This window comes from Neobacillus bataviensis, assembly GCF_019969725.1.
In genome coordinates this window covers 515,031-534,135 of sequence record NZ_JAHXYW010000001.1, presented here as the reverse complement: position 1 = coordinate 534,135, position 19,105 = coordinate 515,031, and the positions used below count along the sequence as shown (strand labels likewise).

17 protein-coding genes and 1 pseudogene are annotated in these 19,105 nt (G+C 38.6%); 17 read left to right on the top strand and 1 reads right to left on the bottom strand.

Features of this window, described 5'->3' with window-relative positions:
* The first annotated feature begins 16 nt into the window (after window positions 1-16).
* Window positions 17-1,033, top strand: coding sequence for a sugar phosphate nucleotidyltransferase (locus LC455_RS02665; protein ID WP_223588005.1), 1,017 nt, complete (start codon window positions 17-19; stop codon window positions 1,031-1,033).
* Between the two features lie 6 nt (window positions 1,034-1,039).
* Window positions 1,040-2,485 carry a glycogen synthase GlgA gene (gene glgA / locus LC455_RS02660; protein WP_223588004.1) on the top strand — a complete coding sequence of 482 codons (1,446 nt, stop codon included), beginning with the start codon at window positions 1,040-1,042 and terminating at the stop codon, window positions 2,483-2,485.
* A 104-nt stretch (window positions 2,486-2,589) separates the two neighbouring features.
* Here glgA and LC455_RS02655 read toward each other — a convergent pair whose 3' ends face one another.
* The gene (locus LC455_RS02655) at window positions 2,590-2,811 is read right to left on the bottom strand and encodes a hypothetical protein (RefSeq protein WP_223588003.1); all 222 of its coding nucleotides are present in this window, start codon (window positions 2,809-2,811) and stop codon (window positions 2,590-2,592) included.
* Window positions 2,812-3,377: 566 nt separating this feature from the next.
* Here LC455_RS02655 and LC455_RS02650 point away from each other — a divergent pair.
* From LC455_RS02650 to LC455_RS02580, 15 genes and pseudogenes are all read left to right on the top strand, one after another.
* Window positions 3,378-4,022, top strand: a complete 645-nt coding sequence (locus tag LC455_RS02650) for a hypothetical protein (RefSeq protein WP_223588002.1) — start codon at window positions 3,378-3,380, stop codon at window positions 4,020-4,022.
* 154 nt (window positions 4,023-4,176) lie between these two features.
* On the top strand, window positions 4,177-4,320 hold the full coding sequence (sda, locus tag LC455_RS02645; protein WP_223588001.1) for a sporulation histidine kinase inhibitor Sda: 144 nt from the start codon (window positions 4,177-4,179) through the stop codon (window positions 4,318-4,320).
* Window positions 4,321-4,596: 276 nt separating this feature from the next.
* Entirely contained in the window at window positions 4,597-5,556 is a 960-nt protein-coding gene (locus LC455_RS02640; RefSeq protein ID WP_223588000.1) for an aldolase catalytic domain-containing protein, read from the top strand.
* Between the two features lie 380 nt (window positions 5,557-5,936).
* Window positions 5,937-8,294 carry an FdhF/YdeP family oxidoreductase gene (locus LC455_RS02635; RefSeq protein ID WP_223587999.1) on the top strand — a complete coding sequence of 786 codons (2,358 nt, stop codon included), beginning with the start codon at window positions 5,937-5,939 and terminating at the stop codon, window positions 8,292-8,294.
* A 24-nt stretch (window positions 8,295-8,318) separates the two neighbouring features.
* Window positions 8,319-9,122 (top strand): formate dehydrogenase accessory sulfurtransferase FdhD, encoded by an 804-nt coding sequence (gene fdhD, locus LC455_RS02630; RefSeq protein WP_223587998.1) that lies wholly within the window; start codon window positions 8,319-8,321, stop codon window positions 9,120-9,122.
* Between the two features lie 17 nt (window positions 9,123-9,139).
* Window positions 9,140-9,786: pseudogene (gene pcp / locus LC455_RS02625) on the top strand (pyroglutamyl-peptidase I).
* A 605-nt stretch (window positions 9,787-10,391) separates the two neighbouring features.
* On the top strand, window positions 10,392-11,180 hold the full coding sequence (locus tag LC455_RS02620; RefSeq protein ID WP_223587997.1) for an alpha/beta fold hydrolase: 789 nt from the start codon (window positions 10,392-10,394) through the stop codon (window positions 11,178-11,180).
* 195 nt (window positions 11,181-11,375) lie between these two features.
* On the top strand, window positions 11,376-12,707 hold the full coding sequence (locus tag LC455_RS02615; protein WP_223587996.1) for a hypothetical protein: 1,332 nt from the start codon (window positions 11,376-11,378) through the stop codon (window positions 12,705-12,707).
* A gap of 93 nt (window positions 12,708-12,800) precedes the next feature.
* Window positions 12,801-13,919, top strand: a complete 1,119-nt coding sequence (locus LC455_RS02610) for a mandelate racemase/muconate lactonizing enzyme family protein (protein WP_223587995.1) — start codon at window positions 12,801-12,803, stop codon at window positions 13,917-13,919.
* 22 nt (window positions 13,920-13,941) lie between these two features.
* Window positions 13,942-15,081 carry a M20 peptidase aminoacylase family protein gene (locus LC455_RS02605; protein ID WP_223587994.1) on the top strand — a complete coding sequence of 380 codons (1,140 nt, stop codon included), beginning with the start codon at window positions 13,942-13,944 and terminating at the stop codon, window positions 15,079-15,081.
* A gap of 26 nt (window positions 15,082-15,107) precedes the next feature.
* Window positions 15,108-15,896, top strand: coding sequence for a transporter substrate-binding domain-containing protein (locus LC455_RS02600; protein ID WP_223587993.1), 789 nt, complete (start codon window positions 15,108-15,110; stop codon window positions 15,894-15,896).
* 12 nt (window positions 15,897-15,908) lie between these two features.
* Entirely contained in the window at window positions 15,909-16,565 is a 657-nt protein-coding gene (locus tag LC455_RS02595) for an amino acid ABC transporter permease (protein WP_223587992.1), read from the top strand.
* 15 nt (window positions 16,566-16,580) lie between these two features.
* Window positions 16,581-17,336, top strand: a complete 756-nt coding sequence (locus tag LC455_RS02590) for an amino acid ABC transporter ATP-binding protein (RefSeq protein ID WP_263297654.1) — start codon at window positions 16,581-16,583, stop codon at window positions 17,334-17,336.
* 40 nt (window positions 17,337-17,376) lie between these two features.
* On the top strand, window positions 17,377-18,198 hold the full coding sequence (locus tag LC455_RS02585; protein ID WP_223587991.1) for a GNAT family N-acetyltransferase: 822 nt from the start codon (window positions 17,377-17,379) through the stop codon (window positions 18,196-18,198).
* A 111-nt stretch (window positions 18,199-18,309) separates the two neighbouring features.
* Window positions 18,310-18,990 (top strand): YetF domain-containing protein, encoded by a 681-nt coding sequence (locus LC455_RS02580; RefSeq protein ID WP_223587990.1) that lies wholly within the window; start codon window positions 18,310-18,312, stop codon window positions 18,988-18,990.
* The last annotated feature ends 115 nt before the right edge of the window (window positions 18,991-19,105 follow it).

The following is a 19,105-nucleotide window of genomic DNA, read 5'->3' as shown; positions in this document are numbered from 1 at the left end:
AAGGTAGGAGGATACTTTGTCATGTTCCATGCTTGGCATTATCAATGCAACCAATGAGTTTGATACATTTCAGAATTTAACTGCACATCGTACCTTAGCGTCTCTTCCCTTTGCAGGACGTTATCGTTTAATTGACTTTATGTTATCAAATATGGTGAACTCTGGGATTACGAATGTAGCGATTTTCACCGGACATGAGATACGGTCTTTAATGGACCATTTAGGATCTGGAAAGCAATGGGATTTGGACAGAAAGCGTGATGGTTTGTTTATGTTCACGCCAGATGGAAAATCCCGGTACGAACGATTTGGGTCATTTGCACATTTCTCGAAAAATATCACCTATTTCTTACGCAGTAAGCAAAAGTACGTTGTCATCACCAATTGCTACACAATTGGAACTATTGATTTCTGTAAAATATTGGATCATCATATTGAAACGGAAGCGGATATTACGGAAGTATGTAATAATGGGAAATCGCTGGAAACCTATATTTTGAGCAAAGATTTATTGCTTTCCCTTTTTGAAAAATACAAGAATCAAGGATATTACAGTATTTTTGATGTAGTACATGATAAACGTCATAACTTTAAAATAAATTTGTATGAATGTACAGGCTTTATTGCGATTATTGACTCGCTTCAAAGCTATTATCGAAATAGTTTGGATTTGCTGCAGCCGGCCGTTTGGAAGCAAATATTTTCAAAGGAAGAACCAATTTTCACGAAGGTAAAGGACGAGCCGCCAACACGGTATAAGAGGGAAGCCAAGGTTGCCAATTCAATGATTGCAAATGGATGCGTAATTGAAGGGGAAGTGGAGAATAGCATCCTTTTCCGTTCTGTTAAAGTTGGAAAAGGCGCTGTGATTCGAAACTCCATCATCATGCAGAAGTGTCAAATTGGTGAAAATTGTGTACTGGATGGAGTCATTATCGATAAAGATGTCAGGATTGAAAATAGTGTACACTTGACAGGAACCTTAGTGTCACCTTATATAGTAGGTAAAGGTACAGTTCAAGAGGGGCGTTGAGGATAAGTGAAAGTGTTATTTGCAGTTTCTGAGTGTGTCCCGTTTGTGAAAACAGGCGGTCTTGCAGACGTAGCGGGTGCATTGCCTAAAGCGTTAAAAAAGTTAGGGGCAGATGTACGCGTTATACTGCCAAATTACAGTTTAATTCCAGATAAGCTGAGAAAATCATTTCAATTTCAAAAGGCGATTTATGTGCAGCTCGGTTGGCGCAGTCAATACTGTGGCATCTATTCCTTCGAGCATGACGGGATTACCTATTATTTAATTGATAACGAATATTATTTTTATCGTGATACTCTATATGGCCATTATGATGATGGGGAACGATTTTCTTTTTTCTCGAAGGCAGTATTGGAATGCATTCCCCATCTTGATTTCTTCCCTGATGTGATTCATTGTCATGATTGGCACACAGGCATGGTGAATTTTTTATTGGACGCCCAGTATCGTTTCAATCCGCTTTATAGGGACATGAAAACGGTATTTACGATTCACAATTTGCAGTTCCAGGGGATTTTCCCATATGAAGTTATGAGTAATTTGTTAGGATTAAGTTATCAATATTTTAACAGCGAGCAGCTGGAGTTCTACGGAAATGTTAACTTTATGAAGGGCGGAATTGTTTCATCTGATATCGTAACAACTGTAAGTCCGACCTATAAAGAGGAGATTCAGTATCCCTATTTTGGCGAAAGACTTGATGGCTTTTTACGAAAGCACAGCGATAAGCTTGTTGGCATCGTAAATGGCATCGACGACGTTGCCTACAATCCCAGAGCTGACAAAGATATCGCGGTTTCCTATGATCTAGATTCAATAGAGGGTAAAGCGGCAAATAAGAAAGAGCTGCAGAAATATTTCGGACTGCCGGAAAGGGAAAACACACCCGTAATGGCGATGGTAACCCGCTTAACCGCACAAAAAGGGTTAGACTTGGTCCACCATGTTTTTCACAGCATGCTGCAGGAGGATGTCCAATTCATCGTTCTTGGGTCCGGAGACCATCAATTTGAAAACTTCTTTAGTCGAATGGAGCAAGAATTTCCAGAAAAGGTAAGGGTCTATTTAGGCTTTAATGAAGCGTTGGCACATCAAATTTATGCGGGGGCTGATTTGTTTTTAATGCCTTCACAGTTTGAGCCTTGCGGATTAGGGCAGCTTATTGCCCTTCAGTACGGAACCATCCCGATTGTTAGAGAAACAGGCGGATTGAATGATACGGTGCATTCTTATAATGAAAGTACTGGTGGCGGCAACGGATTCACATTTAAGAATTTTAACGCTCATGATATGCTGCATACAATTAGAAGAGCGATTTATTTTTATCAACAAAAGGAAACTTGGAATAGCTTAGTGCAAAATGCGATGAGTCAAGATTATAGCTGGATGCAGTCTGCCAAGAAATACAATGAGATTTATGAGGACCTGCTTGAGGACAAACCTATAAAGTAAACCATACAGGATTTTTTCTAAACCAGGAACCGGGCATCTTGCCTGGTTTTTTATTTTACTAAAAAAACAAAAACAGTGGGATAACAAATACCTCCCACTGTTTATTACTTCTTGCAAGATTTCTGACGAACAGCTGCTTGTAAGGGGACAGCAAATTCAATAGGACCTGTAAGTGGAACTAATGTAGTTCCAACTGTTGTATATCCAACAGGAGCGACTCGCTGAGCTTTACCAGCCCCAACACCAATTTGCAGAACGCCACTATTGATCATCTGGCCAATTTTCAAAAAACGAATATCAAATGATTGCTCAAGATGGTTATCCATTTCAATCACCCCTTATTAATATATGATCAAGAGTTAGGTTCAGTTCTGATAATAATAATGCCAAAAAGTAAACAAGTAACTTAATATCCTGGACTTCGGTAATCCCGGAAAAACGGAAGTAAAATTGGTGGGAGACAATAATATCATTTATTCCTATTCAATCGGAAAATCCCCACAGATATTTACAAGTAAATTATTTCATAAACAACGTAGTTCCCGAAATAATGAAAACATTCAAAATAGATTTCTAAGGTTTAAATGGTAGTAATATGCATAAGGGGTGTCTCATATAGGTTATATATATGTGACTTTTCGTGAAGTGAAAATATAGTCAATAAAAGCATGGTGGTTTTAGAATTGTTCAAAACCCATTTTTTATAATATTAATAAAATTTAATTATTTTATTGTTGATGTGCAATTGACGAAACATGACCTATATGTGTAAAATACATATATAGTAATTTTGTAAAACATAATCGTGACCTAGTATTCTTGAACTCTACATACCTCTTTTTTCAATTAGAGGATAAAATAGAGAAATTTACAAAGTAAATGAGGAGGAATAATGATGGCCCAAAAGGTAATTCAAAAAGAAGATGTCGTAAAAAATGAAGTTAAAAAGGTAGAGGCTCCAAAAGTAGAGGTTGCAAAAGTTGAAATTCAAAAAGTAGAGCAGCAAAAAGAAACAAGTTATGTTACAGAGTCATTTATTGAAACATTTTGGGATCAAATTGAAAGTGCAGTAACTCGTACAAGAGAATATAGAGCACAGCGCCAAGAACTTTACTTAAAAGCTATTAAGGAAACAACAAAGTTCAATGGAGTTTACCGCAAAACGTTAAAGGGTCTCTTTGAGCAAGCGACAAAATTTAATAGTGATTTGCGTAATGGCTTATTCCAAAACTCTATTATTAAAACAAATGAAGCTATTCAAGAAGTGACAGAATCTTTAAAAGGACAAGTAAGTGAAGCAGCTAGTAAACTAGAGGAGCTTTATTTAACTCCAATTAACACAGCCTTTGATTTAATGGAAAGATCAGAAAAGCTTGTTGAACAAAATAGCGAGTCATTCACTAAATATACAAATGAAGCATTTAATGCTTGGGAAGCTGTCACAGACAACTATTTAAAACAAGCTAGGAAAACTCATCACAATATTGCTGAACGATTAGAAGATAGCGTGCGAATACTTGTTGCACCTAGTAAATAAAGTACAAATCTAAAAGAAACCACATTCTTAATTGCACAAGTTTTTGAAAAATAAACAATGAGTTCCAATGGCTGATGACATTTTACAACTTAGTATTCCTTTCTTATATTTTTAATTGAAAGAAGGTATTTGAGTAAAGTGGAGTGAGACACATATGCAAAACCTAAGCACTGAACATTTGCTAGAAGCATTTAATTCTGCTATTAAGTTAAATCTTAGCAAAGACTTTATATTGCTATTGGCTAATGAGTTAAACACACGAATTAATATTAAATCACCGAAAAATGACTATTTATAAGCTGCCATAGTAAGGTGATTGAATGAACGTTGACCGAGGTTAATCTGCAGCTGGCGGGTTAATTATTGTAATTAATAGAATGGAACTGCTCAAAATGATGGGCAGTTTTTTTATTCCATTACACATACATACTAGATTCAGAGGGAGTATTTTAGGTAAATAGATTGACTTATCTGAACAAACTATGATATAAACACCATAAGTTATTTTAGTACTTAAAAGCATGAAAGTTAAAAATAATATTCTTAATTGATGGAAACAGGGGGAAAAACGATCATGGAACAACGCACCAAAATTTTAGATTGTACTATTCGAGACGGAGGCTTGGTTAACAATTGGGACTTCAGTGTCGAATTTGTTCAAGACTTGTATAATGGCCTAAGTGAAGCCGGTGTTGAATACATGGAGATTGGCTACAAAAATTCTCCAAAGCTGCTTAAAGCGACTGAGCCAAATCCTTGGAGATTTCTTGACGATAACTTCCTGAAAGAAATTATTCCTGAGAAAAAGTTTACAAAGCTTTCTGCTTTGGTTGATATTGGACGGGTTGATCCAAACGACATTCTTCCGAGAGAACAAAGCGTTTTAGATATGATTCGGGTAGCGTGCTATATCCGCGAAGTAGATAAAGGCTTAGAGCTTGTTCAAATGTTTCATGATTTGGGCTATGAGACTTCCTTAAACATCATGGCGCTATCCAGTGTACCGGAACAACAGCTGATTAAAGCGTTTCAATTGGTGAAAGAGAGTCCTGTCGATGTTGTTTATATCGTTGATTCTTTCGGAAGCCTAGATCCTGTGGATATTGACCACCAAGTGAAAAAGTTCAAAGAGTTGATTCCTAACAAGCAGCTTGGTATCCATACCCATAACAACATGCAGCTGGCATTCGCTAATACCTTGACGGCAATTCGAAATGGCGTTACATTTTTGGATTCTTCCGTTTATGGCATGGGCCGTGCAGCTGGTAACTGCAACACAGAGCTTTTGGTCAGCTACATCCAAAAACCAAGCTATGAGCTTAAGCCAGTTCTTGGCATCATCGAAAAGCATATGCTCGAAATGCGTCAAAAGTGGGAGTGGGGCTATATTATTCCTTATATGATTTCTGGTGTCTTGAACGAGCATCCACGTGTCGCTATGGCGTACCGTGATAGTGAAGACCGTGATAAATTTGTCGATTTTTATGATAAGGTTACATCACCAGAGGTTGCTTTGGCTCCAACTTTAAAATAGGTCGAAAATGAAAAACTCGCCAATCTTGAATTGCACCCGAATTGTTGGACTCATTCTAACAATGAAGGGAGCCAGTTCAAGAGAGCGAGTTTGGTTTGTTTATGACTTGAATTGAATACGCTTCCATGGTAATATAAAAACCATCAATTGTGAACAAGTTGTGAATATTAAGAAGATTTATCGTTTACAAGTTTAACAGGAAGCATAGGAGTTTCGTGAATAAATTTAATTAATAACTTTTACCGAATGACAGTTTGTTGGTAGTTGGCAGCGAACCTGTATGAGGCTAACCACCTTGGAGCATTCATCCTTTTATGCGATGAATTCTTTCCCAGGTGGTTTTTTATTGGAATTTAGGATATTTAGAGGAGGACCGTATTATGGGGAAAACATTGCATCCGGGGCCGCAGAAAAAATCAATGGTGCCGGCACCAAAACACTGGGTAAGTCCCATTCCGTTTGGTCTCGGTAAAATAAAACCAAAACATATTCGTGATACTATGAAAGTCGCTTGGGAGAATAAAGATAATTTCGGTTATGCAGCCAATATTATCACCAAAGGGGTTTGTGATGGCTGTGCGCTTGGCGTTTCCGGTTTATATGACCAGACATTAACAGGGCCGCATGTTTGTACAACCCGCTTAAATGTGTTAAGGCTCAATACGATGCCAGCGATTAAGCCGGAAATTCTTCATGCAGACATTGACGAATTAAGGAAATTTGACAGTTCTGAGCTTCGGAAGCTCGGACGTATCCCCTATCCGTTAATCCGGAGAAAAGGGGAACGGAAATTTTCGCGTCTCACATGGGATCAAGCGATGGAAATGATTGCGCTGAAAATGCGTAAGTTAAATCCAAAACAATATGCTTTTTATCTGACGGCACGCGGGATAACAAATGAAAGCTATTATGTGGCAGGGAAGGTGGCCCGTTTTCTCGGGACCAATCATATCGATAATGCATCCCGGATATGTCATGCACCAAGTAAAACCGCTTTAAAGCGTTCTATAGGAGTAGGGGCTTCCACCTGCAATTATTTAGATTGGATTGGCACTGATGTCTTGTTATTTTGGGGAAGTGTTGCATCGAATTCCTCCCCTGTATCCTCCAAATATATGCTTGAGGCCAAGAAAAAAGGAACCAAAATCATTGTCGTAAATCCGTATCGGGAGCCAGCGATGGATCAATATTGGATTCCTTCAAACCCGGAATCGGCATTGTTTGGAACAAAAATCGCGGATGATTTCTATCAAGTCAACATTGGCGGTGATATCGCCTTCATGCATGGGATTATGAAACATTGGTTTTCAATGGAAGAGAACCAATATGGCTCAGCGATTAATCATGAGTTTATTGAGGCTCATGTACATGGCTATGAAGAGCTAAAGAAAAAGGTCCAAGAACAAAGCTGGGAATCCATCGTTGAATCCTCAGGTGTTCCAAAGGAACGAATTATCGAGCTGGCAGAGATTTTAGCCAAAAGCAAGAATGCTGTGTATGCATGGGCACTTGGGCTTACGATGCATTCCTTTGCAACAGACAATATCTCTCAAGTGGCAAACCTGGCCCTGCTTCGGGGACATCTTGGACGAAAGCATGCCGGTCTGATGCCGTTCCGTGGTCACTCTAGTGTACAAGGAAGCGGCGAGATGGGTGCAGATCCATTTGTATTACCTGGCGGCGGCTGGGATTCTATTAACGTAGAAAGAATCGAAAAGCTTTGGGGATTTGAACTTCCAACGTGGCAGGGAGATATCGTGGGGATAACACTGGAAAACATTGTGCTCCCGGATGATCACGAGCGAAAAATCAAGCTGTATTACTTATCCGGTGGGAACTTTTTAGAAACGATGCCGGACCCTGATTTTATTGAAAAAGCATTATCTGAATTGGAGGTACGTGTTCACCAGGACATTATTTTAAACACCTCGACCTTGGTTGATGCTAAAGAGGCGGTTATCGTATTGCCGGCAAAAACACGATACGAGCAGGAGGATGGCGGCACGAGTACATCAACGGAACGGATGGTATATTTCTCGCCTGAGATACCCGGCAATAAAAATAGAATCGAAGAAGCAAGAGCAGAATGGAAAATTTATATTGATCTTGCCAAGCGTGTCAAACCCGAATCGGCCCATTCGATTAATTTTGCCAATGGTTATGCCGTCCGGGAAGAAATCGCAAAAGCAAATCCTGATTATGAAGGCATCCAACAATTGAAAAACCAGGGAGACTCCTTCCAGTGGGGCGGCGCATGGTTATGTGAGGACGGGATTTGTCCGACCTCTGATGGAAAGGGAACATTGATTCCAGTTGAGATTCCAGATTTAAATAAAAAACCTGAACAATTTATCGTCACTTCCCGCCGCGGCAAGCAGTTTAATTCAATGGTATATAACGAGGTAGATCCGTTAAACGGTGCTGGCCGGTATGACGTTCTCATGAATTCAGTTGATGCCAAAAAGCTGAGCATCGCGGAAGGTGAAGGAATTGTTGTATATAACGGTTTTGGCGTATTCCAAGGCAAAGCAAAATTCGTTGAAATTGCACCAGGGAATATTGAAGTTCACTTCCCGGAAGGAAACTTCTTGCTCCCGCGCGGCCGGTATGAGAAATTTGCCGGAATTCCGGATTACAATATCACGGTTAATGTTGAAAAAGCAGAGAGATATAATGCTAGAAAAGATACAGATTACCTGGAAAATCCAATTCCCGACCTGGAAACAGAAGTAGGTTAATACTAATGGAAAGGAGAAAGAGCTGTGATAAATGAAATCACTACCTCGCAAAACATTATCAGGTATAATGGACAGCGATTTGTTGAGGCTGAGGATGACATAGCTATCGAATCTGCATTAACGATCATATTAGATGGTGACGAGTTTGCCACAATGGTATGCACCCCTTCTGAATTGCAGGAATTGGTGGTTGGGTTTTTAGCTTCTGAAGGAGTGATTCGGAGCTATCAAGAAATCAAATCGCTTCACATCGATGAGGATAAGGGATTCGCTTATGTGGATCTAATTAACCAACATTCAATACAAAAAGATTTTCATTCGAAGCGATTTATTGGTTCCTGTTGTGGGAAAGGGCGTCAGTTTTACTTTCATAATGATGTCAAAACGGCAAAAACCGTCAGATCAAATTTGACGATTACACCTCATCAATGCCGCAAATTGATGGAGAAGCTTCAGGAAAGCTCTCCACATTTTCAGCAAACAGGGGGCGTGCATAATGCTGCTTTATGCAGCAAGGAAGGAATCATCATTTCAAGAACTGATATTGGACGGCACAATGCCTTGGATAAACTTTTTGGCTATTGCATTATCCATAAAATTTCACTAAAGGATAAAATTATAGCCTTTAGCGGCCGAATCTCATCGGAGGTTTTGCTAAAAGCAGCTAAGATTGGAGTGGGCATAATCCTATCGAAATCTGCCCCAACGAATCTTGCCTTAAGTCTGGCGGATGACCTTGGAATTACCGCAGTTGGCTTTATTCGTGAAAACGGATTTAATGTCTACACCCATCAAGAACGTATCCAAGAATTAGTAACTCAAGACTAATTGAGAGGGAAATGGCAATGAAAAAGATACTGGTTACAGGTTTTGACCCGTTTGGCGGTGAGCCTGTCAATCCCGCGCTTGAAGCAGTAAGGCAATTAAATGGAAAAGTAATTAGAGGCTATGATGTTATTACATGGGAAATACCTACGGTTTTCGGCAAGGCAGTTACCAGGCTTATTGAGGCAATTGATGAATCACTCCAGACCTTGTCATTTGCGTGGGTCAGGCAGGAGGGAGGTCCACGATCACTCCGGAACGGGTAGCCATCAATGTGGATGATGCAAGAATCGCAGATAACGAGAATAATCTGCCAATCGACTTAGAGATTGTTCCAGGTGGGCCATCTGCATACTTTACCAATCTGCCAATTAAAGCAATGGTAAAAAATATGACCGAAAACGGAATTCCTGCTGCCGTTTCGAATACGGCTGGAACATTCGTCTGCAATCATATTTTCTATGGTTTAATGAATTATTTGGATACAAGCGGAAAGAACATCCGGGGCGGCTTTATCCATATTCCATTTTTGCCGGAACAAATTGTCCGAAATCCCGGACAACCAAGTATGAGTCTGGATTTGATTGTAAAGGGACTTGAACTATCCATTGAAGCAGCTATTTTAAATGAAAAAGATCTAACAGTGGTTGGAGGAGAAATTTGTTAATTAAAGCTTGAAAAGGGACAGCGGGTTTTTCTCATTGCCAAAAGGTGAATTTCTGAAATTTCGTAAAATTACGTTGCATTTGAAAGCGTTTGAAATTATAGTGATTATAGGTGAATGCAAACAACGCTTTTAAAACAAACCTAGACTATCAAAATGGCTTTTAAGAACAACTTAGTACATTCAGAGGAGTAATAAAAGGTGCTAATATTGTACTAGGAGAGGGGAATTTGATATGGGAAATTGTTTGATTAAACCTTTAAAAAATCTAATTTATACGATAAAAGTAGATTACCGTGAACTTACTGACGAGGAACAATGGGAAATCATAACAAAGTCTTTTAAATATTGAATGATCATTTTTATCTTAGAAACAAACGTTTTAGAGCGATTCTCAGTTGAGAATCGCTCTTTTAATCTCTCCATCCAAAAATAGCGGACAATCCCTATTAACACAGAAAGTACAATTATAAATAGGGAGTGCCAATGGAATTTCAATAATGCTGATTAAATCATATATGTATTTTACACATATAAGGTCTAATTATAAAAAAAGCACATAACTTGGAAATAAAATGAAAAATCCTTAGTAAAGGAGGGTATTGCCATTGGAGAAAGCAATAACGGGTAATAATCCAATGCCATTTTTAAGGATGGGCAGTGGAGAGCCATTAGTTCTGCTTCACGGTTTTTCTTCCTGCAAAGAGGCATGGTTTAAACAATTCGAGTTAGCTAACCAATATGAACTCATTATTCCTGATCTAAGAGGTCATGGCAATAATCATACGTATGAAGGAATTTCCATAGTTAATTTTGCGAAGGATGTATTAACTCTATTGAATTTCCTTAATATTGAAAGCGCGCACATTTGTGGTTATTCTATGGGAGGAATTGTTGCTCAAGAAATTTACCGTCAAGCTCCTGAGAAATGTAAAACCTTAGTATTTGCCTGTACAACACCATACTTTTCCAATCATTTAGGAGGAATCTTTGGACAATTAATTAAAATGCAATCCCTTTTAGTTCCACCTTTTATGCGAAAAATGATCGCAGTAAGAAGTTGTTTTAAAACTTGGAGCATGGAGAATGTTAGACATATAGAAAAATGTTTAAAATCCAATGTGAAAGGAATGTTTAAAACTATTGATGCCATTGTTGGTGTAGATAACCGCTCTTTATTAGCGGAAATAAAAGTACCAACGCTGGTGATAGGAGCACGTTATGATGCGATAATCCCCGTTACAATCCCGATAAGTATGAAAAAACAAATCCCCGATTCTGACCTAGTTATTTTTAATAAAGCGGGTCATCTTGCAAAGGTAGAAATGGCTAAAGAATTCAATCAAGCATTGATCCATTTTATTAGTAAACATCCTATCGCTCCGAAAATTACTTAAAAATTCCTCTGCTTATACATTCCACTTCGGTATTCAAAGCAATCAAATTCTTTCCTTACAAATAAAAAACTAAGGGCTTTCAAATTATTTGGAGCCCTATTTAGCCTGTAACTCCTTTTATATCGTCACTGATTCACATAACCATGGTATACTATTGTTTAAAAAAGTGTTCAAGTTTACATAGGGGTTGTAAATATGTTCGTCATTGGTGTTTTAGGATCAAACTTATTTATCGAAGCCATTTCTGAATATTATCCATTATTTCCAGAAGTATCGTTTGTCGACTATACCTATGAATCTCCTTGGGAAATTGACCATTTGATTGATAAAGCAGGAAAAGAGGTTGATACGTTACTTTTTTCTGGAGCTATTGCCTTTTATTTTGGTCAACGAAAAATAAACGAGAACAAACTAGTGGCAACTTATGTTCCTTTTCACGAGTTTGTGGTTTCGTTATCATTATTTTCCATTTATTTTCATAAAAAGATACCGCTGGAAAAGATTTCGATTGATTTACCGAAGCAGGATTTCATTGAAAATGTATTAAAAGAAATACAGATTTCAAATGGACCTAATTTTATAAAAGATTATCCTTGGATTTTTAACTTTGAGGAAGAGAAGTCATCATTTGATTTTTCGCAATTTGTACAGTTTCACGCTGAGCTTTATAAAGAGAAAAAAACACAATTTGCGTTAACTAGCATTCACGCAGTATATGAAGATCTTCAGAAATTAGGTATCCCATCGATTTATATGGTTCAGCCTAAACAAACTTTAAAAGAATCATTGGAAAAGTCCATATCGTTGACAAGGCTAAAGAAAACTAAAGATTCACAAATTGCTGTTCTTTCCATTAAAGTTAATAACTATCCATCACATCCGGATGAACAAGTGTTTAGACTCCAAATCCTACAACATTTACACGATATGGCAAGACAGTTAAATGCAAGGGTGTCACACGATCATTTCCAGCCTTTTCTCATCTATACCAATAGAGGATCATTGGAAGCTGTTCAGAAAGAGCGATTGCAAAATATCTTAGAACTTGAAGGGAAAATAAAATCATCCATACAAATCGGAATTGGATACGGTTATACCATGAATGATGCGGAAAACCATGCAAACCAAGCATTGTATTTTACTGAAAAACATTCATCGGAAAAGACAACTGTCTATCTATTAGATGAAGATAAAAAATTAATTGGGCCATTATTTGAAAATGAAAAACATTATACGTTAAAAAACGAGGATCAAGAAATTCAATTGTTAGCTGAACAACTGAAAATGACGGCGAAGAATTTGCTAAGGTTTTTTGATTTTCTGAGAATCAATCAATTTCGTTCTTTTTCCGCCCAGGAATTAGCTGATTATTTTGCCGTAAGCAGGCGGTCAGCGGAACGGATAATAAAAAGATTCCTTGAACAAAAATATTTACACATTACCGGTGAAGAGCAGCCATATGATCAAGGGCGTCCTCGTGCGCTATATAATATCACGGAGAAATTAAGTAATATGCTGAATTTATAAAAATATTGATTTTTGTGAATTTACAGCATATTATTATATTAACAATTAACGACATCTTAACGACATTGTCGTTAAAACGAAAGGGAGATCATCTTGAAAATTATTAAAGCAGACATCGTTGGCATCCACTTGCCATTAAAAACACCATTTATAATTTCTTATCAAACCTTTGATTACATGCCTTCCGTTATTGTGAAGCTTGAAACGGATGATGGTTTAATCGGGTATGGAGAAGCCGTTCCGGATGAACATGTAACTGGAGAATCCTTTTTTAGCGCGATTGAAATTTTAAAACATCAATTATTGCCAGCCATTAAGGGTGAGAGCCCATTTGCGATGGAAAGAATCCATCACATTATGGAGAGCCGCATTCACGCTAATCCGGCAGCAAAAGCGGCGATTGATATCGCTTGTTATGATTTAATGGGAAAATATACGGGCAAGCCTATATACGAATTAATCGGTGGTAAATTTCATGACGAACTCACTTTTGCAAAAGTGTTAAGTATTGAAGAACCTGAAATTATGGCCGAGAAAGCGAAACATGCTGTTGCTCTAGGGTACAGCTCCTTAAAATTAAAAGTTGGTTTTGACCTATATATGGATTTAGAACGGGTGAAAGCTGTTCGAAATGCGGTAGGATATGAGGTCCCAATTCGAGTGGATGTCAACCAAGGCTGGAAGGATTATTCAACCGCAGCTCAGGCCCTTCCATTACTTGAACCGCTGCGTATCTCTTGGCTAGAGCAGCCAATCAATATGGGAGACATCGATGGGCTCGCAGAGCTTAGAAAGAAAACGGTTATCCCAATTATGGCAGACGAAAGTGTTCATAATGGCTCGCATCTTCATGAAATTATCAAGAAAAATGCGGCCGATAAAATCAATATAAAATTAATGAAATCTGGAGGAATCTATCCAGCGATCCATATGGCTAAAACGGCAGAATATGCAGGAATCTCCTGCCAAGTAGGATCGATGGTCGAATCTTCCATCGGTTCGGCAGCCGGCTATCATACTGCTATGGCTAGAAAAAATATCACCAGTACCGAATTGACTGGTCCATTATTATTTAGTAAGGACATTGGCAATTTGGAATATCAAATTCCTTTCGTTCACTTAAGCGGTAAGCCAGGATTAGGGGTTGACGTGCAGGAGGATACACTTCAGGAGTTAACGGTTAAAAAAGAGACAGTCCATCTTCAAGACTAGACAAAGTTATGAGGGAATGATCATGAAAAAAACGTTGGAAAAATTAAGGCCCATTATTTTTCAGTTATTTGACCATCTACACGAGCATCCGGAGCTAAGTTGGAAGGAGGTAAAAACAACTGAATACATCGCCGATTTTTTACAAAGAAACGGATGTCTTGTCAGGATTTTTCCAGACCATACCGGTGTTGTCGGTGAATGGGGGAATGGAAAAGAGGATTCTTTGACCGTTGGAGTCCGCGCTGATATGGATTCGTTATGGCAGGAGGTCAACGGGACGTTTCAAGCCAATCATTCCTGCGGTCATGATGCCCATATGACCATGGTTTTAGGGATGCTGCTTTTATTAAAAGAAATACAGGTCGATTTGCCAGGGCGTTTAAAATTAATTTTCCAGCCTGCAGAAGAAATGGGCAATGGAGCTATAAAAATGATCGAAAAACTAGTTGTGGATGACATTGATTTTTTATATGGCGTCCATTTACGTCCTATTCATGAGCTTTCGAAAGGGACGGCATCACCTGGTATTTTACATGGGGCAGCGGAAACTGTTTCTGCTAGAATCATAGGTTTTGATACCCATGGAGCGCGGCCTGACTTAGGGGTGAATGCGATTGAAGTGGTTGGAACCATAATCGAGCAGTTAAAGGGAATCCGTTTAAATCCGTATGACTCTTATTCTGTTAAAATGACGCAGGTCAGCGCTGGCGGTGAAAACAGTAACATCATACCTGGATCGGCCCAATTCCACTTAGACTTGAGGGCCCAAACCAATGAAACGATGAATGCGTTGGTTAAAAAAGTTGACCATATTTTAGAGCGAGTTTCTGCACTTTATGAGGTTAAAATTGATTTTGACCATCAAGAAAAAGTGTATGCAGCAGTGTTAAATGAAGAAGCCCAACAGATTATGGTTCAAGCGATTGCGGAAACATTGGGTGAGGAGCAGGTTAAGGCGCCGGTGGTAACGCCAGGTGCGGAGGACTTTCATTATTATACAAAGGAGCGCCCTCATCTGAAAGCAGCCATGCTGGGGTTAGGCTGTGATTTACAGCCTGGCTTGCATCATCCAAATATGAAATTTCACCGGGAATCATTATTAGACGGAATTGAAATTCTTACTCGAACCGTGCTTGCAACTTTTAAACAAAATAGGAAGTGAATATGACAATTTGGGGGAGAAGAGAGATGAAAAAAGCTGTACTTGGAATGGGAATCATGGTTTTAATGTTAATCATGGCAGCATGTGGCGGCAGTAAAGAAACGAGTGGTTCAGCAGACGGTGGGACTCTAAAGGCAATTAAAAGTAAGGGTGAAATTCATATTGCTATTGAAGGGGCGTACCCTCCGTATAACTACATCAACAAAAGCAACGAATTAGAAGGATTTGATGTGGACATTTCGAATGAGGTTGCGAAAAAACTTGGTGTAAAAGCTGTTCTTATAGCAAACCCATGGGATAGTATGATTCCAGCTTTAATAGGTAAAAAGTTTGATATTATTATATCTGATATGGCGATTACGGAAGAACGAAAGAAAAAGGTTTCCTTCAGCGATTCTTATTTCACCACCGGTAATCAGCTGTTTGTCCCAGAGGATTCTGCCATTAAAACTCCAAAGGATATGAAAGGCAAAAAAATCGGCGTAACGATTTCAACAACAGCTGCAGAAATGGCCACTAAGAACGGGGCAGATGTCAAATTGTATAAAAATGATTTCCTAGCTTTTGAGGATTTAGTAGCTGGCAGACTTGATGGGGTTGCAACCGACCAAGGCGTTGGGGCAAAAATTATTATCGATCGGAATTATTCATTCCGAGCAGTGGATGGCTTATTGAATACGGAGAAGGCTGGTATCACCATCCGAAAAGATGACAATGAACTTCGTGAAGAAATCAATAAGGTAATTGCTGAGATGCAAAAAGACGGCAGCTTTGAAGCGATTAGTAAAAAGTGGTTCGGCAAAGACATCCGATAAGGGGCTAAACATATGTTAGATTTCTCTCTTGTAAAAGAATATATCCCATTCTTGCTAAAAGCGTCCGTCTTAACAGTTGAAATTTCCATTCTTTCCATCATTTTAGGATTATTCTTGGGAATCGTCATTGTCGTCATGAAATTATCAAAATTTAAGCCGATATCATTGTTTGCTAGTTTTTATATTTGGTCTTTACGGGGGACACCCTTACTGGTTCAATTATTTTTAGTCTATTTCGGCTTACCGCAAATTGGGATTGAATTACAACCGTTCACTGCCTCCGTCTTAGCTCTTGGAATCAATGCAGGTGCCTATATTGCGGAGATTTTAAGAGGAGGGATTTTATCCATCCCTAAGGGGCAAATGGAAGCTGCACAGTCGTTGGGACTAAGCTATCCTACCATTATGCGGAGGATTATTTTTCCTCAGGCCTTACGAGTGAGCATCCCGGCTATCGGCAATGAATCTATTACTTTATTAAAAGATTCATCGTTAGCCTCGCTTGTAACGGTTTCGGAACTGATGATGACTTCCCAGCGATTTGCCGCAACGAACTATGCCTTTATCGAATTTTATATTACCGCGGCACTTTTATATTTAATTATGACAACAATCCTATCATTTTTCCTGAGGAAGGTAGAATTTAAATTGTCTATCAGCGAACATTAAGAAGGGAGAAGGGCAATGTCCAATCGAGTGAAAGATCATCTTCATCCGATCATCCAAATTGAAGATGTTCATAAAAGTTTCAATCAGCTGGAAGTCCTAAAAGGGATTGATTTACAGGTGTATCCTAGCGAAGTAGTAGCTCTTATCGGCTCAAGCGGTTCGGGAAAGAGTACGCTCCTTCGCTGCCTAAATGGCCTTGAGACCCTATCAGGCGGCCGAATTTTGATTGATGGAACCGAACTCAATTATTCGCCAAGAACTATCCAGAAAATCCGCCGTGAAGTGGGGATGGTATTTCAGCAATTTAACTTATTCCCCCATTTTACGGTATTGGAAAATATAATCGAAGCACCAATCCATGCTTTGAAAAAATCGAAGGCTGAAGTGATAGAAAATGGATTATCCCTTTTAGATAAAGTGGGACTTAGGGATAAAAAGGATGTTTATCCCCGCAAATTGTCAGGTGGTCAGCAGCAGCGAGTCGCCATTGCACGCGCCCTTGCGATGAATCCAAAAATTATGTTATTTGATGAACCAACCTCTGCGCTAGACCCGGAACTTGTGAGTGAGGTTCTGACGGTCATGAAGCAATTGGCAGAGGACGGCATGACCATGCTTGTGGTAACGCATGAGATGATGTTTGCTAAAGAGGTGGCAGACAGGGTGATTTATATGTGTGATGGTGTCATTGAAGAACAGGGGCCGCCATTAGAACTCTTCAGCAGTCCGAAAAGCGACAGGTTAAAAAGCTTCCTAAAAAGGGTTGTTTAGAAGTAGAATGGTGAAATCAATAGGAAAAGGAAGACATGGAATGAGCGATACAAAAAATATCAGTATTCGTGCTATCGAAACCATCGAAGAACTTGAGAATGTCAGAGTTCTAGAGTCAATCATTTGGAGTGAGTATGAGTCCACACCAATCCACCAAACCCTTACAGCGATTAAAAATGGGGGAATCATGCTGGGGGCATTTATCGATGAAGAACTTATTGGATTTCAATTTAGCTTTCCGGGTTTTAATGGAGAAAAGGTCTATTTATGTTCCCATATATTAGGGATCCATCCCGAGTATCGGAAATTAGGGATTGGTGAAAAACTGAAACGCCTGCAAAAAGAAGAAGCATCGAAAAAGGGGTATGATTTAATTACCTGGACATACGATCCTTTGGAAACCGTCAATGGAAATTTGAATCTGCATAAGCTTGGAGCAAGATGTAACACATATGTTGAAAACTGCTATGGAGAAATGCAGGATGAACTAAATGAAGGGATGCCGTCTGATCGTTTTACTGTAGAATGGTGGATTAAGGATGAAGCGGTTGAAAAACCAAACCAGTATGAAATCAATAGCGATTCCCTATTAATTAAGGTAGGGAATGATTCCAACGGATACCCCGTACCATTGGAAGCGGAATACAAGAAGAATTTAGAGTCAAGTTTTCTTTTTGTACCAGTCCCAAGTGATATGCAAAATCTTAAGAAATATAGCTCAGAGCTTGCCTTATCGTGGAGAATGAGCACCCGGCAAGTATTTACACACTATTTTCAAAATGGCTGGACGGCAATTGATTTAGTGAAGAGCCAATCGAATGCTAATTTATATTTGTATGTGTTAAAGCAATTATATAAATGAAATAATGAAAGGGATGAGATAAAAGCCTCATCCCTTTCATTATTTTCACAATATTTGAGAATACTAAACAAATACTTTAAAGGCCTTGTGTTGAATGGAGTTTGTTATTTAATGAAAATTATGTACCTTACATTAGAACTTATCATTGGATTTTTTTCGCTGTTCATAATAGTGAAGTTTGTTGGGAAAAAAATTATTAGTCAAATCACACCTTTTACCTTTATCGCTGCGATTGTATTGGGAGAACTTCTTGGAAATGCATTATACGATCATAAAATAGGAGTGTTCTATATTGTTTATTCCATGGCAATTTGGGGAGGATTACTTTTTACAGTTGAGTATCTAAGTCAAAAGTTCCTATCATTTAGGGGTGCGGTAGAAGGGAAGCCTTCTGCCCTCATTAAAAATGGAATGATTGATCGTGAAGAATTAAGGAAAAATAGGATGAATATTAATCAGCTGCAAAGTTTGTTGAGGCAAAGTGAAACCTTTTCGATTCGGGAAGTGGCCTATTGTTATTTAGAGGCAAACGGGTCTTTAAGTATTCTAAAAAAGACAAAATTTCAAAAAACTACCCAGGAAGATTTTAATTTCCCTTCAAAAGCAGTATTTGTTCCTGTCACCATCATCCGGGACGGTGAGGTTTTATGGGATGAAATTATGGAATTGGGCTTTGATGAATCCTGGCTGCAATCACAATTGAAAAAGCAAAATATAACGGATTACAAAAAAGTATTTTTAGCCGAATGGCTGCAGGGCGATGGGCTTTTTGTCCAGCCGATCACAAACTAAAAGAGGATGAAAGGAGGTCCGTTTGACGGCCTCTTTTTATTGTACATATATAAATATAACTTATGATTACATAACAATCATTGAATTTAATTAAATTGGATTTATGTTAGAATTA

What these genes read in the sequence shown, in the direction of transcription:
- LC455_RS02655 (WP_223588003.1), bottom strand. Translation starts at nt 2,811, where the DNA reads ATGGATAACCATCTTGAGCAATCATTTGATATTCGTTTTTTGAAAATT.
- LC455_RS02650 (WP_223588002.1), top strand. Translation starts at nt 3,378, where the DNA reads ATGATGGCCCAAAAGGTAATTCAAAAAGAAGATGTCGTAAAAAATGAA.
- sda (WP_223588001.1), top strand. Translation starts at nt 4,177, where the DNA reads ATGCAAAACCTAAGCACTGAACATTTGCTAGAAGCATTTAATTCTGCT.
- LC455_RS02640 (WP_223588000.1), top strand. Translation starts at nt 4,597, where the DNA reads ATGGAACAACGCACCAAAATTTTAGATTGTACTATTCGAGACGGAGGC.
- LC455_RS02635 (WP_223587999.1), top strand. Translation starts at nt 5,937, where the DNA reads ATGGGGAAAACATTGCATCCGGGGCCGCAGAAAAAATCAATGGTGCCG.
- LC455_RS02615 (WP_223587996.1), top strand. Translation starts at nt 11,376, where the DNA reads ATGTTCGTCATTGGTGTTTTAGGATCAAACTTATTTATCGAAGCCATT.
- LC455_RS02605 (WP_223587994.1), top strand. Translation starts at nt 13,942, where the DNA reads ATGAAAAAAACGTTGGAAAAATTAAGGCCCATTATTTTTCAGTTATTT.
- LC455_RS02600 (WP_223587993.1), top strand. Translation starts at nt 15,108, where the DNA reads ATGAAAAAAGCTGTACTTGGAATGGGAATCATGGTTTTAATGTTAATC.
- LC455_RS02595 (WP_223587992.1), top strand. Translation starts at nt 15,909, where the DNA reads ATGTTAGATTTCTCTCTTGTAAAAGAATATATCCCATTCTTGCTAAAA.
- LC455_RS02590 (WP_263297654.1), top strand. Translation starts at nt 16,581, where the DNA reads ATGTCCAATCGAGTGAAAGATCATCTTCATCCGATCATCCAAATTGAA.
- LC455_RS02585 (WP_223587991.1), top strand. Translation starts at nt 17,377, where the DNA reads ATGAGCGATACAAAAAATATCAGTATTCGTGCTATCGAAACCATCGAA.
- LC455_RS02580 (WP_223587990.1), top strand. Translation starts at nt 18,310, where the DNA reads ATGAAAATTATGTACCTTACATTAGAACTTATCATTGGATTTTTTTCG.